Origin of the sequence: Pantoea sp. IMH (assembly GCF_000599885.1) — a bacterium.
Lineage (GTDB): Bacteria > Pseudomonadota > Gammaproteobacteria > Enterobacterales > Enterobacteriaceae > Erwinia.
The window spans coordinates 204,484-223,105 of record NZ_JFGT01000004.1 but is presented as its reverse complement, the minus strand read 5'-3'; the positions used below and the strand labels follow the sequence as shown (position 1 = coordinate 223,105).

The following is an 18,622-nucleotide window of genomic DNA, read 5'->3' as shown; positions in this document are numbered from 1 at the left end:
ATGCCAACTTTTTAATTTGCGCTGAAAAGCGCTATAATACGCGCTCTCGTGAAACGCGAGCTGCACCACAATGGAAGTCGCGCACCATTATGGTGCTTTTGAGTGCCTGATGGGCACTAAATTGGTGCATTTTTTCGATGGAGTGCAATTCTTGCACTGTAAAAGGCTCTGAAAGCAATCCTGACAGTTATCTTTAATTGAAATTTGTGATCCTGTTCAGTCCTTCGATTAATCCGTGTACAATAGCGCGCTATTTCTAATGCCTGAGGCAAAGCTGTGATCGAAAATTTGCGTAACATCGCCATTATTGCCCACGTTGACCATGGTAAAACTACCCTGGTTGATAAATTGCTACAGCAGTCCGGTACTTTTGATGCCCGTACTGAAGCAACCGAGCGCGTAATGGACTCCAACGATTTGGAGAAAGAGCGTGGGATTACCATCCTCGCAAAAAACACCGCCATTAAATGGAACGACTACCGCATTAACATCGTGGATACCCCAGGACACGCCGACTTCGGCGGTGAGGTAGAGCGAGTAATGTCGATGGTTGACTCGGTGCTGCTGGTTGTGGATGCAACGGATGGCCCTATGCCGCAAACCCGCTTCGTGACCAAAAAAGCGTTTGCTAATGGTCTGAAGCCGATCGTGGTCATCAACAAAGTTGACCGCCCTGGCGCACGTCCGGACTGGGTTGTGGATCAGGTCTTCGACCTGTTCGTTAACCTGGACGCGACCGACGAACAGCTCGATTTCCCGGTTATTTATGCCTCCGCACTGAACGGCATCGCCGGTCTTGATCATGCCGAAATGGCCGATGACATGACCCCGCTGTACGAAGCGATCGTAGAGCATGTTTCTCCACCGCAGGTGGAAATGGATGCGCCGTTCCAGATGCAGATCTCCCAGCTGGACTATAACAACTACGTGGGTGTTATCGGCATCGGCCGCATCAAACGCGGTAAAGTGAAGCCAAACCAGCAGGTGACCATTATCGACAGCGAAGGGAAAACCCGTAACGCTAAAGTCGGTAAAGTTCTGACTCACCTGGGTCTGGAGCGTATCGACGCGACCGAAGCTGAAGCGGGTGACATCATCGCTATCACCGGTCTGGGCGAGCTGAACATCTCCGATACTATCTGTGATCCACAGAACGTAGCGGCGCTGCCAGCCCTGAGCGTTGATGAGCCGACCGTTACCATGTTCTTTAACGTCAACACTTCACCGTTCTGCGGAAAAGAAGGTAAGTTTGTGACGTCGCGTCAGATCCTTGACCGCCTGAACAAAGAGCTGGTGCACAACGTGGCGCTGCGTGTGGAAGAAACTGAAGATGCTGATGCGTTCCGCGTATCAGGTCGTGGTGAACTGCACCTGTCCGTACTGATTGAAAACATGCGTCGTGAAGGTTTCGAACTGGCGGTATCCCGTCCGAAAGTTATCTTCCGTGAGTTTGAAGGCCGCAAGCAAGAGCCATTCGAAAACGTGACGCTGGATATCGAAGAGCAGCATCAGGGTTCCGTGATGCAGGCGATGGGTGAGCGTAAAGCTGACCTGAAAAACATGGATCCGGATGGCAAAGGTCGCGTACGTCTCGACTACGTTATTCCAAGCCGTGGCCTGATTGGCTTCCGTAACGAATTCATGACCATGACTTCCGGTACTGGCCTGCTCTACTCCACCTTCAGCCACTACGACGATATCCGTCCGGGCGAAGTTGGCCAGCGTCAGAACGGCGTGCTGATCTCTAACGGTCAGGGTAAAGCGGTTGCCTTCGCCCTGTACAGCCTGCAGGATCGCGGCAAGCTGTTCCTGGGTCACGGTGCCGAAGTGTATGAAGGCCAGATCATCGGTATTCACTCACGCTCTAACGACCTGACCGTGAACTGCCTGACCGGTAAGAAGCTGACCAACATGCGTGCTTCCGGTACTGACGAAGCCACGACCCTGGTTCCGGCCATTAAAATGACCCTGGAGCAGGCTATCGAGTTTATCGATGATGATGAACTGGTAGAAGTGACGCCGCAGTCCGTACGTATTCGTAAACGTCACCTGACCGAAAACGATCGTAAACGCGCCAGCCGCGGTCCTAAAGAGAGCTAATTCTCTTCAGGTTCTGCTGTTTTTAAGGCCGGAGTCTCTCCGGCCTTACTATTTCCTTCCCGTTTTCAAATCCCCCTCCTGTTCAGTCTCCTCATTTACCGCTAGAGTGAATAGCTCACCGGCACAAAAGGAGATGACCATGCTGTATATCTTTGATTTAGGTAACGTCATTGTTGATATTGATTTCAACCGGGTTCTTGGCGTCTGGAGCGATCTTGGCCGGGTTCCTCTGGCAACGTTACAGAGTCGGTTCCAGATGGGAGAAGAGTTCGAACAGCACGAACGCGGTGAGATCAGCGACGAGGCATTCGCGGCCAGAATGTGTGAACAGCTGGATATCGCGCTCAGCTTTGAGCAATTTTCTGCCGGCTGGCAGGCGGTATTCGTGGGCGTCCGGCCGGAAGTGATCGAGATCATGCATAAACTGCGTGAGCAGGGCGATCGGGTTGTTATCCTCTCTAATACCAACAAGTTGCACTGTGCCTGGTGGCCGACCCAGTATCCTGAGGTACAACGTGCAGCAGATAAAATTTATCTGTCTCAGGAGATGGGGCTGCGTAAGCCGGAAGAAGCGATTTTCCGGCGTGTGCTGGAAGAAGAACAGGTCACGGCTGAGAACGCGGTTTTCCTCGATGATAATCTCGCCAACGTTGAGGCAGCCCGGGCGGCCGGTATTCACAGCGTTCATGTGACCGACGCGACAGTCGTACCGACGTTCTTCAGCAACCGTATCTGATGAGCAGGCTTAACCATTTCCGGCACTCGCTGCGGGCCTTCTGGGCATGGCTGAAACTGCTCTGGCAGCGTATTGATATGGATGGCATGACCACGCTGGCCGGGAACCTGACGTTTGTCTCGTTGCTTTCACTGGTGCCGCTGGTCGCTGTGGTGTTTGCGCTGTTTGCCGCTTTTCCGGCCTTTGCCGACATCAGTACCCAACTGAAAAGCTTTATCTTCAGCAATTTTGTACCGGCCTCAGGTAACATTATTCAGAACTACCTGGAGCAGTTCATCTCGAACGTCAATAAAATGACGGCGGTGGGGGCCTGTGGCCTGGTAGTTACCGCGCTGCTGTTGATGTACGCCATCGACAGCGCCCTGAATACTATCTGGCGCAGTAAAAGAAAAAGGCCGCTGGTCTACTCGTTTGCCGTGTACTGGATGATCCTGACCCTCGGGCCGCTGCTGGCCGGGGCCAGTCTGGCGATCAGCTCTTATCTCTTATCGTTGCGCTGGGCGTCTGTGACGGGCGTCAGCTGGCTGATCGACTACGGGTTGCGCATGTTCCCCCTGCTGCTCTCGTGGCTCTCATTCTGGCTGCTCTACAGTATCGTGCCCACCCGCCATGTTCCTGGCCGGGATGCTCTGGTCGGCGCGCTGGTGGCGGGGTTACTGTTTGAACTGGGTAAAAAGGGCTTTGGCCTCTATATAACGATGTTCCCTTCATACCAGTTGATTTACGGCGTGCTGGCAGTCATTCCTATCCTGTTTCTGTGGGTTTACTGGACATGGTGTATTGTCTTACTGGGCGCGGAAATCACCGCAACGCTGGATGATTTTCGTCACCTCAGAGAGCAAGAAGAAAAATTAGAAAAAGAGGAAGTATGATTGCTTTAATTCAACGGGCGCTGAATGCCAGCGTGACGGTGGCAGGAGAAACCATCGGTAAAATCGGACCAGGGTTGGTGATACTGCTCGGCGTGGAAAAGGGCGATGACGAGCAAAAAGCGCAGCGGCTGTGCGAACGCGTGCTGGGCTACCGTATTTTTAGTGATGAGCAGGGCAAAATGAATCTTAACGTACAGCAGGCTGGCGGCAGCGTGCTGGTGGTTTCTCAGTTTACTCTTGCCGCGGATACGCAGAAGGGGATGCGTCCCAGCTTTTCCGGCGGGGCGGAACCTGCCGGGGCAGAGCGCCTCTATGAGTATTTTATTGACTGCTGCCGTCAGAAAAATATCACCACCAAAACAGGCCAGTTCGCTGCCGATATGCAGGTCGCACTGGTGAATGATGGCCCCGCCACCTTCTGGCTCCAGGTTTGAGACTGTTGGGCGAACGGCAGGTCAGCGTAACGGGTTCAGAGAGAGAGAAGCATTTTATGTATCATCTTCGGGTACCTGAAACAGCGGAAGAGCTGGAGACTTACTACCAGTTCCGCTGGGAAATGCTGAGAAAGCCCCTGCATCAGCCGATGGGCTCCGAACGGGATGCCTGGGATGCGCTGGCGCACCATCAAATGGTGGTGGACGAACGCGGCGATCCGGTAGCGGTAGGCCGCTTGTACATCAATGCGGAAAATGAAGCGGCTATTCGCTTTCTGGCGGTGCATCCTTCCGTGCAGGGCAAAGGATTAGGGACGCTGGTGGCGATGACGCTGGAGTCCGTGGCGCGACAGGAAGGGGCGAAGCGCGTGGTCTGCAGTGCGCGTGAAGATGCGATGGAATTCTTTGCCAAGCTGGGATACCTCAACCAGGGCGAGATTACGGTGCCGCAGACGACGCCGGTGCGCCATTTTCTGATGATAAAACCGGTGATCACGCTTGATGATATTCTCCATCGCGCCGACTGGTGCGGACAGCTTCAGCAAGCCTGGTACGATCATATTCCGCTCAGTGAGAAAATGGGCGTGCGTATTCTTCAGTACACCGGCAAGAAATTTATCACCACGATGCCTGAAAACGGCAACCAGAACCCACATCACACGCTGTTTGCCGGCAGTCTTTTTTCGCTGGCTACCCTGACCGGTTGGGGGCTGATCTGGCTGCTACTGCGTGAACGTCACCTGGGCGGCACGATTATTCTGGCGGATGCGCATATTCGCTACAGCCATCCCATTACCGGCAAGCCGGGCGCCGTTGCAGACTTAGGTTCGCTCAGCGGCGATCTCGATCGTCTGGCGCAGGGACGCAAAGCCAGAGTGCAGCTTGAGGTTGAACTCTTTGGTAATGAGGTCTGCGGTGCGGTGTTTGAAGGTATTTATCTCGTACTGCCTGCCGATCCGGATGGCCCTCTTGAAGAGGGCGGATCCGGCGGATAGCGGCGCCTCAGCGCCCTTTCTTTTTACGGCCCGGCTGGGTGAAGCGTTTACGGCCAGCCGGCGCGGCGCTTTTTTCACTGCTTTTTGGCCCGCTGACGGCGGGCTTTTTCGCTGCCGCCGGTTTTTTGGCCTTCGCTTTTTGCGCCGGTTTTTCCTCGGATGAGGAATCTTCAATGAGCCGGAACAGTTCGATCAACTCGTCATCGGTCAGGTCGCGCCATTCTCCCGGTGGCAGCCCTTTCAGGCTGACGTTCATAATGCGGACACGCTCAAGTTTGGTGACTTCATAATCGAAGTGTTTACACATGCGGCGGATCTGCCGGTTAAGCCCCTGTACGAGCGTAATCCGGAAGGCGAACGGCGCTTCTCTCTTTACTTTGCATTTGCGCGTCACCGTTCCCAGCATGGGGACACCAGCGCCCAGGCCCTGGATAAACTCATCGGTCACCGGCTTGTTTACCGTGACGATATACTCTTTTTCATGGTCATTGCCGGCGCGGAGAATTTTGTTTACCAGATCGCCATGGTTAGTCAGAAAGATCAGTCCCTGGGAATCTTTGTCCAGTCGCCCTACCGGGAAGACGCGCTTACTGTGGTTGACGAAATCGACAATATTATCCCGCTCGCCTTCCTCCGTAGTACAGATGATGCCTACAGGTTTATGCAGTGCGATAAATACCAAATCCTCTTCATTACGCGGTTCAATAAGCTGTCCATTCACCTTCACCACATCCCCGGCAAATACCTGCGCGCCAACCCCGGCCCGTTTGCCGTTGATAAACACGTTACCCTGTTCGATGTAACGGTCGGCGTCGCGACGGGAGCAGATGCCGCTCTCGCCAATATATTTGTTCAGTCGAATGGATGAGTTGGTCAGCATAGTTCCTCCGTAAAGAAGCGGACTATACCTTAACTGCGGGGCATTGCGAATATCAGGGGACCACATTACATCCTGTAAGCAATCCCCCTTTAGTGTGACGCCTCAGGGTACAGCGATCGGCTGTCCTGCCTGCAACGTTTGCTGAAGCGTCCTTTCACCGGATGTTACAGACAGCCTGCCGTTCACCGTAGGTTTTAGCGGCTGGTCAGCGGCCAGATTCCCGGTAAGCGTTAACTGGAGATCGCCGTTGCCCTCCAGCGCCACCTCAGGCCAGCCCCAGCGCTGAAGCAGATTAACCGGGACTTCACGCCCGCGCAGGGTCAGCGAGAGCGCACGTTGAGGCTGCTGGGAAAGCGTCGCCAGGCCTTCTGCCATCCCTTCCTGAATAAATGCGCTCATTTCCGTCACTTTGATTGCCTCGTCGTTAGCGGAAAGGGCAATTGACGGATGGCGCATATCTACGCGGTTAAACGTGGCTTCAGCAGCATTAAAGCGCAGATCGCCGGACCAGATCCCCCACTGATGCTGACGTGCCAGCAGCAGATTTTTACCGCTGCCGTCCAGAGCAGTCATCTGGAAAGGGAAATCCGGGTTGATATCAATAATCAGGTTACGGTTCGCTTCGAATTTCGTGACTTCCACGGCGGAAAGCCAGCCGGGAAGCGTCGCCATCCAGCGCTCGCGCCAGTTTAGCGGCAGCGTATACTCGATGCCGGCGACGGCCAGCTCGTCCAGCGTCAGTTTTTTATCGCTGCGGCTCCACTTTCCTGAGGTGCGGATCAGGCCATTGACCCAGCGTGAACTGAGCTGATTAAGCGATACGCCTTCAGGCGAAAACGTCATATTAACAATAGGATCGTTCAACTGGAGGCTACCGTTTACAAAGGATCGGGCATTCATCGACAGTGAACCGTCATTGCTTTCCCAGTCACCGTTATGCAGCGTAATATCTTTCAACGCCAGATTAAGATCGGTGACAGCCCAGTCAGCGCCTTCCAGCCGCGCCCCGGTGACATCAATACGGTTAAAATGAACGTGAGAAAGCTTTTTGAGCGGAGAGAGAAAACCGGTAAGGGATTCTGAGCTTTGCAGGCGAATGCTGTTCAGACGCAGATTGGCCACCTGCCAGGCACCCTGCGCATCACGCTGCGCGCTGGTGGTGATCGAACCCAGCGCAACATCCGCGCCAATATTGCTCATGATCAGCTGCTGTTTGCTGATACGGCCCTGCAGCAGCACGTTTTTCGCCGGGATGCCGTTCAGCGACAGCGCGCCCGCACTCGCTTGGAAGCTGGCATCCGTGCCGATCAAATCACCCTCGACCGGCTTCCATGGAAGGATGCCGCCGTTGACCTGCTGCGCACTCAGAGGCCATTCTCCCCCGGCACGATTGACCGACATCTCAATAAGCTGAAGCCTGTCCGCTTCGAAGGGCAGAGGAGAACCACTATCGCTGATCCTGAGCATCCCTTCCTGCAGCGCAATGGCGGCAAAATGCCCGGGAGCAGTAAACTGTGCCCCACTCAGCGTCAGCGTGACATGGCGAGCCGTCAGCAGGGCAGGCGCTGCCTTTTGACCAAATGAAACATCGTTAAGGACGAACTGTGCAGGATCGGAAAAGTTATGCTCCAGCTTGCTGAAAGCCAGCTGATAGCTGGTATGCTGATTTACGGTACGGCTTATCCATCCCGCACCCCACTGGGTTTGCAGCAGCAGATAGAGCGCAACCAGGGCAAGCAGCAGTAGCAGCACCAGCGTGAGCAGAATTTTTCCAAGTAATTTCATTGCACCCTTTCCTGTGAGCATCCGTTCATGAGTGTGTTATGCCTCATTTAAAACTGAAGCTCAACCATCGATGATGGCGGGCAGTTCACAGACCGCCCGTCTTACGCACCCAGCATGACACAGGAGAGGCTTATTTCTCCTGTGGAAAAATAAGATTCAGAATGATGGCGGTAATACCCCCCGCGGCAATGCCGGAAGAGAACAGGGTTTTCAGCCATTCAGGCGCGAATTGCAGAATCAGCGGCTGCTGAGAAACCCCTAATCCTACCGCCAGTGAAATCGCCATAATCATGATCGCCCGGCGATTCAGCGGCTCGCGTGACACGATACGCACACCGGATGCGGCGATGGTACCAAACATAACCAGCGTTGCGCCGCCCAGCACGGGCTCAGGAATATGCTGCACAAAGCCACTCACTGCCGGGAAGAGGCCCAGCACAATCAGCATCAGCGCCACCACAAAACCGACGTAGCGGCTGGCCACGCCAGTCAGCTGGATCACGCCATTATTTTGCCCAAAGCAGGAGTTAGGGAAAGTATTAAACAGCGCTGAAACAAATGAGTTAAGGCCATTAGCCAGCACGCCGCCTTTCAGCCGCTTCATATAAAGCGGGCCACTGACCGGTTGTTCGGAAACGTCAGAAGTGGCGGTGATATCCCCAATGGTTTCCAGTGAGGTCACCATAAAGACCAGCATCAGCGGAATAAGAAGGTTCCAGTCAATGCTCAGGCCGTAATAGAAGGGCGCAGGGATGACGATCAGCGACTCATTTGCCGCTGCCGGACTCGCTGGCAGCATATCCATCGCCCAGGCCAGCAGATAACCAACGGCCATGGCAATCACCAGCGAGGCGACGCGGAGGTAAGGGTTGCGCTGACGGTTGAGCAGAATAATCACCAGCAAAACGGCGCCCGCCAGCAGCAGATTTTTTGGCGCGCCAAAACTGTGGTCGTTCATTGCCGCAAAACCGCCGCCTATAGACGTCAGCCCCACCTGGATCAGCGAAAGGCCGATGATCATCACCACAATGCCGGAAACCAGCGGAGTGATAATACGGCGGGCAAGATGCAGGACGCGGGAAAGCAGCATCTCAGTACAGGAAGCCAGCATCAGCGTACCAAACAGGGCTGCCATCATCGTGGGCACATCTGCACCGCCGTTTTTCAGCGCAAGTCCGCCCATAATTAACGGTGAGACGAAGTTAAAACTGGTTCCCTGAATCGATAACAGGCCTGAGCCTATAGGTCCCCAGGTTTTAATCTGTAAAACCGACGCCACGCCGGAGGCGAACAGCGACATGCTGATAATGTGCTGCGTATCCTGGGCGGGCAGCCCCAGCGCCTGACAAATCAGCAGTGCCGGCGTGATAACCGCCACAAACATGGCCAGCAGGTGCTGGCAGGCCGCAAACAGCGTCTGCGGCAGCGGCGGGCGATCTTCAAGACGGTAGATAAGCTCACTGCGGGGCGCAGTAGCAGGGCGGCGGGCAGCTTCGGCATCGGAAGTATTCACAGACATTCTCACGGTTCCCTGACGAACAAAGTGGCGATTTTAATCATCTTCCACGTAAAAGCAATCGTTTGCAGGGCGTGAACGTCAGACAAAATGACGGGGGAGGCTCAACGCAGGCAAAAAGAAGCCGCTACACTCGTCTGACTAACCTTCAGGAAAACGATGAAAAAAGCGAGGTACGAATGAGCCGGGTATTTCTTATTGGAGCAACAGGCGGCGTGGGACGACTACTCAGGAAACGCCTGACGACAGCGGGTCATCAAGTGAGCGGGTTGCATCGTCTTGATTCACAGGCGGACGATTTAGTGGCTGATGGTGTGACGCCGGTAAGTGGCGACCTGATGAATACCAGCAGTGAAAGGCTGGCTGAAGCAATGCGCGGATGCGATGTGGTGGTCTTCTCTGCAGGCGCAGGCGGCGCTGGTGTCGATCAGACTGACGGCATAGACGGACGTGGCGCGCGATTTGCTACCGAAGCGGCCAGGCTGGCAGGCATCAGCCGGTTCCTGATGGTATCTGCCTTTCCGGAGGCTGGGCGCGGTAAAACGGTTTCACCCACGTTCGAACACTACATGCAGGTAAAAAAGCAGTCTGACGCTATGCTGGCGGCAACGCCGCTGGACTGGGTCATTCTGCGGCCAGGCACGCTGGTTAATGAGTCCGGTAGCGGAAAAGTACGGACCGGGCTGGCTATCCCGTATGGCACGGTGCCGCGTGAGGATGTGGCGGCAGTGCTGCATGGCCTGATTGAACAGCCGCAGGTAAAACGAGTGATTATCGAACTGACTTCCGGAGAGCAGCCGGTCGAAACGGCGGTAGGTAATATGGCAGCCTTTAGCGGAGCGTCACCTCAGGCGTTGGTATAGCGCTCCGTTTCCGGCAACCAGCGCTCGATTAGCGCCTGAGCCTGCTGTGGATAATGCTGGTGGATATGGCGGGCTACCCGCTGAACTTCCGGGATCATGGCCTGATCGCGCAGCAGATCGGCAACTTTAAACTCGGCGTTGCCGGTTTGCCGGGTGCCAAGCAGCTCGCCCGGACCGCGAATTTCCAGGTCGCACTGGGCGATCACGAAGCCATCATTACTGTCCCGTAACACCCGCAGCCGCTTCTGGGCCGTTTTGCTCAGCGGCGACTTGTAGAGCAACACGCAGTGGGATGCGACGGAGCCACGTCCAACGCGGCCCCGCAGCTGGTGAAGCTGTGCCAGCCCCAGGCGCTCCGGATTCTCAATGATCATCAGGCTGGCATTGGGAACGTCCACACCGACTTCGATGACCGTGGTGGCCACCAGCAGATGGATATCGCCCTGTTTGAACGCCTGCATAACGGCCTGCTTTTCCGCAGGTTTCATGCGCCCATGCACCAGCCCAACCTGTAAATCAGGCAGCGCCAGCTTCAGCTCTTCCCAGGAGGCTTCTGCGGCCTGCGCCTCAAGCTGCTCAGACTCTTCGATCAGCGTACAGACCCAGTAGGCCTGGCGGCCTTCATCACGACAGGCCTTTTTCACGCGCTCAACAATCTCTGCCCGGCGCGTGTCAGGGATGGCGACGGTGGTGACCGGCGTTCTGCCCGGCGGCAGTTCATCAATGGTTGAGGTATCCAGATCGGCATAGGCCGTCATGGCCAGCGTTCGTGGGATTGGCGTGGCCGTCATAATCAACTGATGGGGATGGAACCCCTGCTCTTCGCCTTTCTCCCACAGCGCCAGGCGCTGGTGGACGCCAAACCGGTGCTGCTCATCAATGATGACCAGGGCCAGACCGTTAAACTGGACCTGCTCCTGAAAAATGGCATGTGTTCCCACGATCATCGAAACCTGCCCGGCGGCAATGGCATCCTGTTGTGCCTGACGCGCTTTCCCTTTTTGCTTGCCGGCCAGCCAGCCCACTTCAATGCCCAGCGGCGCAAACCACTGGCGGAAATTACTGGCATGCTGTTCGGCGAGCAGCTCGGTGGGTGCCATCAGCGCAACCTGTTTACCGTACGCGATGACGTTCAGCGCAGTTAGCGCGGCAACCAGCGTTTTCCCGGAACCCACGTCGCCCTGCACCAGCCGCATCATGGGATAATCGTGCGCCAGATCCTGCTCAATTTCACGCACCACGCGGGTTTGAGCAGCAGTAGGGCGAAAAGGTAACGAAGAGAGCAGCTTATCGCTTAAGTCATGTCGTGCGGGCATCGGCAGTGCGTGATAGCGCTGCGCACCCGCCCGAACGGCCAGCATACTGAGGTTATGTGCCAGCAACTCTTCCATAATCAGCCGGCGCTGGGCGGGATGCCTGCCGCTTTCCAGATCGGCCAGCGCCATATCCGGTGGCGGCCGGTGAAGCGTACGCAGCGCTTCAGGAAGGCTCATCATGCCCTGGCTCAGCTCCGGCGGCAGCAGTTCCGCGATGGCGCAGGTATCCAGCAGCGTCAGCGCCTGATCGGTGAGATTGCGCAGGGTCGCCTGGCGAATACCTTCAGTCGTGGAATAGACCGGCGTCAGCGTCTCCTGAAGCTCCACCACGCTGTTATCCCCCTGAACGCGATATTCAGGATGGATAATTTCAGCTCCGCGCTGGCCGCGCTTGATTTCGCCATAGGCGGTGACGCGACGGCCTGGCGCCAGGCTGTTTTTCATGCCCGCATTAAAGTTGAAAAAGCGCAGGGTGAGAATACCGGTACCGTCACTGATCTGGCAGGTCAGCATCCGGCGGCGGCCAAAGGTGATATCGCTGTGCAGAACTTCCCCTTCTACCGTGGCGTAGATATCCGGCAGCAGATCGTTAATGGCATAAAGCTGCGTGCGATCTTCGTAGCGAAGCGGAAGATGTAACAGCAGGTCCTGCACCGTTGCCAGACCCAGCTTTGCCAGCTTGCCCGCCTGGCTTGCGCCAACGCCGGAAAGTGAGTTCAGGGGGACGGCATCCAGCAGGCGGCCTTTCATCTTTTCCGCACCGACGCTTGCATGGTCGCCCACCACTCGGGATCGGCGATCACTTCCCCGCAGTCGTTAATTTCCGGATAGGGCAGCCCTTTATGTTTCGCCACCCTTGCCAGCACGGGATAGCCCCCTTCAAAAAGAAGACGCTGTTGTTCGCTATAGGGTAAGGCGCTGCTTTTACGCTGATACATGCCGGCGTTCTGCCGCTGACGCTGGGCTTCATACAAAATCAGCGCAGAGGCGACGGAAACGTTCAGGGACTGCACCATGCCCACCATCGGGATGATGATGTCCTGATCCGCCAGCGCCAGCGCTTCCTGGGTGATGCCGGTTTTTTCCTGCCCCATTAAAATGCAGGTCGGGCGGGTGTAGTCAATTTCACGGAAATCGACAGCGGTATCGGAAAGGTGAGTCGCCAGAATTTGCATATCCTGGCTTTTGAGATGGCTGACCGCCTCCACGATGGTGCGATGCGTTTTGACCTGTACCCAGCTGTTACTGCCCGCGGCGGAAGAGACCATGGTGCGCATCCGGCTACCGGGCCAGACGGCATGAACCTCATGGACGCCAACGGCATCCGCCGTACGGATCACGGCGGAAACGTTGTGCGGCTTATGAACCTGCTCCATGCAGACGGTCAGATCGTGCTGACGGGCGGCCAACATTTCACAGATGCGGGCATAGCGTTGGGCATTCATACGTCAGTTTCGGTTACGGTGAACTTTAATCACATCCGGCATTACGCGGATTTTACGCATAATATTGGCCAGATGAACGCGGTCGCGGGCCGTCAGACGGATAAAGGCACTGTATACACGGCCATCTTTTTCTTCCGTATTCAGGCTCTGGATATTGGATTTGGCGGTGTTAATCGCCGCCGTCAGGTTAGCCAGCGCGCCCTGATGGTTAAACATATCCACCTTGATTTCCGCCACAAACTCCTGCTCGGAGGTCACTTTATCCCATTCGACGGCCATAAACTTCTCTGGCTCTTTCTGGTAGCCACGGATGTTACGACAGGATTCATGGTGCACCACCAGTCCCTTGCCGGGGCTGACGTGCGCCACAATGGGATCGCCGGGAATCGGACGGCAGCATTTGGCGAACGTGATCAGTACGCCATCTGCGCCTTTGATCGGTAGCTTGCTGCGCGAGGTGGAAGGCGAAGAGATAGCGGCAGGCGTCGCCTGATCGCTCTGCTGAAGGTTTTTCGCCACCACCACGCTCATGGCGTTGCCGAGGCCGATTTCCGCCAGCAGGTCGTCAAGCGTTGCCAGCTTCATGCGGTCCAGTTCGCGCTGTACGTTTTCTGGCGGAATTTCTGCCAGTTTGCGACTGCCCCCCAGCGCGTGGTTGAGCAGGCGACGTCCCAGGCTGACAGAGTCGTCCCGTTTAAGATTTTTCAACAGCTGACGGATCTTGGCGCGCGCTTTGGAGCTGACCACGAAGTTGAGCCATGCGGCATTGGGACGCGCGCCCGGTGCCGTGATGATCTCGACCGTCTGTCCGCTGGTCAGCGGCTGCGACAGCGGATAGGGCTGTCTGTCGACGCGAGCGCCGACGCAGGCATGACCGATATCGGTATGCACGGCATAGGCGAAATCCACCGGTGTGGCACCCGCAGGCAGCTCAACGATACGGCCTTCAGGGGTGAAAACGTAAATCTCATCGGGGAAAAGATCGGATTTCACGCTTTCAATGAATTCGAAGGAACTCCCGGCGCTCTGCTGTAGCTCCAGCAGACTTTGCAGCCAGCGCTGAGCACGGATCTGCGCGGTTGTGCTGGTTTCCCCCTGCTCCTTATAGGCCCAGTGGGCGGCGACCCCCATCTCTGCCATTTGATCCATATCTTCGGTACGGATCTGCACCTCAACCGGCACGCCGTGCGGGCCAATCATTGAGGTGTGCAGAGACTGATAGCCGTTTGCCTTGGGAATGGCAATGTAGTCTTTTACGCGGCCAGGACGGGGCTTATAGAGGCTGTGCATCTGGCCCAGCACCCGGTAACAGGTATCGACATCCCGCACGATGACGCGGAAGGCGTAGATATCCATAATGGAATGGAAACGCTGCTCTTTCAGGTGCATTTTGCAGTAGATGGAATAGAGGTGCTTCTCTCTGCCGCTGACGCGACAGGCGATGTCAGCTTCCTGCAGACGGCCGTCGATTTCAGAAAGGATCTTCTGAATCATCTCCTTACGGTTGCCGCGGGCGGCTTTCACCACCTCTTTAATGACGCGGTAACGGTTAGGGTAGAGCGCCTCAAAGCCGAGCTCTTCCAGTTCGGTTTTAAGGTGATGAATCCCCAGACGGTGCGCCAGCGGGCTGTAGATTTCCAGCGTTTCGAGCGCGATGCGGCGACGTTTATCCGGACGAAGCGAACCAAGCGTACGCATGTTGTGCGTACGGTCAGCCAGTTTGATCAGAATGACGCGGATATCCTGCACCATCGCCATGATCATTTTGCGGAAGTTCTCCGCCTGGGCTTCTTTTTTATCGCGGAATTTCAGCTTATCAAGCTTGGAGACGCCCTCCACCAGTTCGGCAACGCTTTTACCAAACAGCTGTTCCATATCCTGATAGGTGGCGGGGGTATCTTCGATAACGTCATGCAGAAGCGCGGCCATGAGAGTTTCATAGTCGAGCTTCATTTCCGCCAGGATACAGGCGACCGCAACCGGATGGGTGATATAGGGCTCGCCGCTGGAGCGTGTCTGTCCCTCGTGGGCATCACGTGCAACGAGATAAGCTTGCTTGAGGCGCTTAATCTGGTCCTCAGGCAAGTATTTTTCAATCAGCTGATTGAGACTTTCGAACAGATACAAGGGCGAGCCTACCGGCTGGTGATTAACGACGACCTTCAGCGATGGCGGTCACAGCCTGGAGTTCAGCGGCTTCCTGCTCCTGCTGTTCCTGACGATCGCGCACGTCCAGAATCTGGTTAGTGATCAAACCTTCTTCGATCTCGCGCAGGGCGATCACGGTAGATTTGTCGTTTTCTTCCGGAACCAGCGGATCTTTACCGCCTACCTGCATCTGACGCGCACGACGTGCTGCGACCAGAACGAGGTCAAAACGGTTACCAATTTTTTCTACTGCGTCCTGTACGGTTACGCGTGCCATAATTGTGATACTCCACGGGTGAAGAAATGACTGGGCATCATACTGAGTTGTCCTCAGTCTGCCAATAGTTTGCTGATCAATGCATCGTGCCGGGCTTTTTGACGGCCCATGCGCAGTCGCTCAGCGCGAATGATGGTTTTCAAATCGGACAACGCCAGATCGAAATCATCATTCACAATAAGGTAATCGTACTCGGCATAGTGGCTCATTTCGGCGACGGCCTGGGCCATCCGGCGGGCGATAACCTCTTCGCTATCCTGACCACGTCCTCTGAGACGTCGGTCAAGCTCTTCCTTTGAAGGGGGAAGCACGAAAATTGTCCGCGCCTGAGGCATTTTTTCCCGAATCTGCTGGGCGCCCTGCCAGTCAATATCCAGAAAGACATCTACGCCAGTAGAAAGCACCTGCTCAATTGCCTTACGGGAAGTCCCGTAATAATTGCCAAATACCTCCGCATGTTCGAGGAAAGCCTCTTCCTTAATCATGTTGCGGAATTCGTCATGCTTAACGAAAAAGTAATGTTCGCCGTGCTGCTCGCCGGGACGCATTTCCCTTGTGGTATGGGAAATGGAAACCTGCGTATCGTACAGCGGCTGCGTTTTCAACAGTGCAGTAATCAGGCTGGATTTACCCGCGCCGCTGGGAGCAGAAACAATAAAAAGTGTGCCTTGAGCCATGATAATTCTTGATATGCCAATAAAGCGGAGTCTGATTCTTGCACAGTATACACGGCTGAGGCTCATCATGCAGCGTTTCAAACCGGCCACGCCATTATTTCTCACTGTTTGGGCTGCTTCTTCCGCTACTTACGTGGGATTGCAGCGCTGTCAGGTTCTTTTTTCGTAACGCTTTCCATTTTTCAATTTTGTCGCTCGCGGTAAGCGACGCTTGAGTTTTTAATGCCCCGGAGAAACAGAGGGAGAGGCAGGGATGCACTATATAGCACTACTTCTGGCATGTTTTTGCCTGAGCGTCGGGGCGCAGTGCCCTGTCTGGACACCCGCCCGCGCCAGTCAGGAGCTGGCGGCGCTGGAAAAACAACTACGCGACTGGGATGACGCCTACTATCGCAAAGGTGTGAGCGTGGTGGCCGATGAACGCTACGATGACCTCGAAAAAACCTTTCATACCTGGCAGCGCTGCTTCCGGCCAGAGGTGAAACTTCGCGAGCCGACCCTGCCTGAGGGAGGAAAGCGGCTACATCCTGTCGCGCATGCGGGCGTTCGTAAGCTTACTGATAAGCAAGCCGTCGCGCGCTGGATGGAAAACAAAAGCGACCTATGGGTACAGCCGAAGGTAGATGGTGTGGCGGTTACGCTCCATTACCAGAAGGGCAGACTTATCCGGCTGATCAGTCGTGGTAATGGTCTTCGCGGTGAGGACTGGACCGCGAAAGCGCCTCTGATTGCTGCCATCCCCCAATCCGTTCCGCTTGATGCCCCTTCTCTTGTGCTGCAGGGAGAGCTTTTCCTTAAGCTGCACGATCATCAGCAGTCACGTCAGGGAGGCAGCAACGCCCGGGCTGTCGTGGCAGGTGCCATGCGGCGTAACGACGATCTGGCGATACTCCGTCAACTGGGGCTCTTTATCTGGGCCTGGCCAGACGGGCCGCAATCCATGAAAGAAAGAAACCGGAGGCTCAGGACGGCAGGTTTTACGCTGGCGGCGGAGTGGAGTCAGCCAGTCAGCAGTGCTGATGAGGTTGAACGCTGGCGTGAACGCTGGTTCCATCAAAAACTGCCTTTCGCCACAGACGGTGTGGTGATCCACAGTGCGCCTGTTAAGGGCGAACACTGGATGCCGGGCAATGGAGACTGGGCCGTTGCCTGGAAATACCCGCCGGTAAAAGCGAGCACCAGCGTACGATCCGTCGCGTTCAGCGTTGGGCGTACAGGGAAAATCAGTGCGGTCCTCAATCTGGAACCTGTTCAGCTGGATGATAAAAAGGTCAGCCGTGTCAATGTGGGATCGCTGAAGCGCTGGCAACAGCAGGATATCCTGCCCGGCGATCGCGTTACGTTGAGCCTCGCAGGTCAGGGCATCCCGCGCCTGGATGAGGTTATCTGGCGAGTGGCGGAACGCATCCCCGTTCCGGTTCCTGATGTGTCCGCCATGAATGATCAGACCTGTTTTTACCTTACGCCCGGCTGCCGGGAGCAGTTTCTGGCACGGCTCACCTGGCTGAGCAGCCCACCGGTATTAAACATGCGGGGTATCAGTCGCGCTACCTGGCAGCGCCTGACGCAGGCGGGTCTGCTTGAGCATCTCTTTTCATGGTTATCACTTTCGCCGTCAGCGCTGGAAAAAGCGGCGGGTATATCCCCGCACCGGGCCAGGGCGCTTTATCATCAGTTTTCCCTCAGCCCTCAGCAGCCTTTTAAACGCTGGGTGAAAGCATTAGGTGTTCCGCTGCCTGAAGAGGCGCTGAATGCGCTTAGCGATGAAGGGTGGCAGAGGCTGCTTGTCAGAAAAGAGGCAGGCTGGCAGCAACTACCCGGCGTCGGACCGCGGCTGGCGCAGAAAATAACCGCCTTTCTGGCCGCTGAACAGGTCAGGGGACTGATTGACTGGCTGGAGAAAGTGCCTGTTCCCCGGCTCAGTGATCGTCGTGCGGGTAATTGAATACGGGCAGGCCGAGCTTGAAACGTAGCGCCAGCAGACGGCTGATAAAGCCAAACAGCAGGGTAATAATGATGACCGTTTCATGCGAAAACGGCGTTTTCAGTAGCAGGATGTACATCCAGCCTGAAGCAAAGGCGATGCCTGCGTAGAGCTCTTTCTGAAACACCAGCGGAATGCGGTTGCAGAACATATCTCGAAGCACACCGCCAAAGACGCCGGTGATGACGGCGCAGATGGCGGCGATCACGGAAGCATGGCCCATATCCAGCGCTACCTGAGCCCCAATAATGGAGAAGACAACCAGGCCCAATGCATCCAGCACCAGGAAAGCTTTGCGCAGGTGGGTCATCAGGGGCGTAAGCTGCGTGGTGATAACCGCCGCAGCGGCAACAATCATTATATAAACAGGGTGTTGCACCCAGGCAAGCGGATAATGACCCAGCACCATATCCCTCACCGTGCCGCCGCCGATAGCGGTAACAGAGGCGATAATGATAACGCCGAACATATCCATTTTACGCCGGCCAGCCGCCAGCGCGCCCGTCATGGCTTCCGCCGTGATGCCGATGATATAGAGAACGGTGAGTAACATAGCCAGCTCCTGAATAACCGGCGGCAAGCCTGAAGGATCTG

General features: G+C 55.8%; 16 protein-coding genes. 7 read left to right on the top strand and 9 right to left on the bottom strand.

The window, feature by feature from the left end:
* Nucleotides 1–276: 276 nt before the first annotated feature.
* The 5 genes from typA (at nt 277) to fabY (ending at nt 5,137) form a co-directional block, all read left to right on the top strand.
* Nucleotides 277–2,100, top strand: coding sequence for a ribosome-dependent GTPase TypA (typA, locus tag EA20_RS0107505; RefSeq protein ID WP_024966235.1), 1,824 nt, complete (start codon nt 277–279; stop codon nt 2,098–2,100).
* Between the two features lie 139 nt (nt 2,101–2,239).
* Nucleotides 2,240–2,836, top strand: coding sequence for a glucose-1-phosphatase (gene yihX, locus EA20_RS0107495; protein ID WP_024966234.1), 597 nt, complete (start codon nt 2,240–2,242; stop codon nt 2,834–2,836).
* Nucleotides 2,836–3,708, top strand: a complete 873-nt coding sequence (locus tag EA20_RS0107490) for a virulence factor BrkB family protein (RefSeq protein WP_024966233.1) — start codon at nt 2,836–2,838, stop codon at nt 3,706–3,708. The genes yihX and EA20_RS0107490 overlap by 1 nt, the downstream gene beginning before the upstream one ends.
* Nucleotides 3,705–4,142 carry a D-aminoacyl-tRNA deacylase gene (dtd, locus tag EA20_RS0107485; protein ID WP_024966232.1) on the top strand — a complete coding sequence of 146 codons (438 nt, stop codon included), beginning with the start codon at nt 3,705–3,707 and terminating at the stop codon, nt 4,140–4,142. Before EA20_RS0107490 ends, dtd begins: the two co-directional genes overlap by 4 nt.
* 56 nt (nt 4,143–4,198) lie before the next feature.
* The gene (gene fabY, locus EA20_RS0107480; protein ID WP_024966231.1) at nt 4,199–5,137 is read left to right on the top strand and encodes a fatty acid biosynthesis protein FabY; all 939 of its coding nucleotides are present in this window, start codon (nt 4,199–4,201) and stop codon (nt 5,135–5,137) included.
* A 7-nt stretch (nt 5,138–5,144) separates the two neighbouring features.
* Here the strand turns inward: fabY and rluF are convergent, their stop codons facing one another.
* The 3 genes from rluF to EA20_RS0107465 all read right to left on the bottom strand — a co-directional run bounded on the left by rluF (nt 5,145) and on the right by EA20_RS0107465 (nt 9,321).
* Complete coding sequence (gene rluF / locus EA20_RS0107475; protein WP_024966230.1) at nt 5,145–6,017, bottom strand: 23S rRNA pseudouridine(2604) synthase RluF; 873 nt, start codon at nt 6,015–6,017, stop codon at nt 5,145–5,147.
* A gap of 102 nt (nt 6,018–6,119) precedes the next feature.
* Nucleotides 6,120–7,802 carry an AsmA family protein gene (locus EA20_RS0107470; RefSeq protein ID WP_024966229.1) on the bottom strand — a complete coding sequence of 561 codons (1,683 nt, stop codon included), beginning with the start codon at nt 7,800–7,802 and terminating at the stop codon, nt 6,120–6,122.
* Between the two features lie 130 nt (nt 7,803–7,932).
* A complete protein-coding gene (locus EA20_RS0107465; RefSeq protein ID WP_024966228.1) occupies nt 7,933–9,321 on the bottom strand; it encodes an NCS2 family protein in 1,389 nt (462 codons plus the stop codon).
* Nucleotides 9,322–9,497: 176 nt separating this feature from the next.
* Between EA20_RS0107465 and EA20_RS0107460 the strand changes: the two genes are divergently transcribed.
* Complete coding sequence (locus EA20_RS0107460) at nt 9,498–10,181, top strand: SDR family oxidoreductase (RefSeq protein WP_024966227.1); 684 nt, start codon at nt 9,498–9,500, stop codon at nt 10,179–10,181.
* Here the strand turns inward: EA20_RS0107460 and recG are convergent.
* From recG to gmk, 5 genes are read right to left on the bottom strand one after another with little or no spacing between them, the layout of a single operon-like run.
* Complete coding sequence (gene recG / locus EA20_RS0107455; RefSeq protein ID WP_024966226.1) at nt 10,166–12,247, bottom strand: ATP-dependent DNA helicase RecG; 2,082 nt, start codon at nt 12,245–12,247, stop codon at nt 10,166–10,168. The two genes, EA20_RS0107460 and recG, sit on opposite strands and share 16 nt — an antisense overlap.
* Nucleotides 12,244–12,942: a tRNA (guanosine(18)-2'-O)-methyltransferase TrmH gene (gene trmH, locus EA20_RS0107450; protein WP_024966225.1), complete on the bottom strand. Its 699-nt coding sequence runs from the start codon at nt 12,940–12,942 to the stop codon at nt 12,244–12,246. The genes recG and trmH overlap by 4 nt, the downstream gene beginning before the upstream one ends.
* A gap of 3 nt (nt 12,943–12,945) precedes the next feature.
* Nucleotides 12,946–15,069, bottom strand: coding sequence for a bifunctional GTP diphosphokinase/guanosine-3',5'-bis pyrophosphate 3'-pyrophosphohydrolase (gene spoT / locus EA20_RS0107445; RefSeq protein WP_024966224.1), 2,124 nt, complete (start codon nt 15,067–15,069; stop codon nt 12,946–12,948).
* 22 nt (nt 15,070–15,091) lie between these two features.
* A complete protein-coding gene (gene rpoZ / locus EA20_RS0107440; RefSeq protein ID WP_016191359.1) occupies nt 15,092–15,367 on the bottom strand; it encodes a DNA-directed RNA polymerase subunit omega in 276 nt (91 codons plus the stop codon).
* Between the two features lie 53 nt (nt 15,368–15,420).
* Entirely contained in the window at nt 15,421–16,044 is a 624-nt protein-coding gene (gene gmk / locus EA20_RS0107435; RefSeq protein WP_024966223.1) for a guanylate kinase, read from the bottom strand.
* A gap of 253 nt (nt 16,045–16,297) precedes the next feature.
* Between gmk and ligB the strand changes: the two genes are divergently transcribed.
* Entirely contained in the window at nt 16,298–17,989 is a 1,692-nt protein-coding gene (ligB, locus tag EA20_RS0107430; RefSeq protein WP_024966222.1) for an NAD-dependent DNA ligase LigB, read from the top strand.
* On the opposite strand, the gene EA20_RS0107425 is transcribed toward ligB, so the two are convergent.
* On the bottom strand, nt 17,964–18,581 hold the full coding sequence (locus EA20_RS0107425) for a trimeric intracellular cation channel family protein (RefSeq protein WP_024966221.1): 618 nt from the start codon (nt 18,579–18,581) through the stop codon (nt 17,964–17,966). The genes ligB and EA20_RS0107425 overlap by 26 nt on opposite strands.
* Nucleotides 18,582–18,622 lie beyond the last annotated feature (41 nt).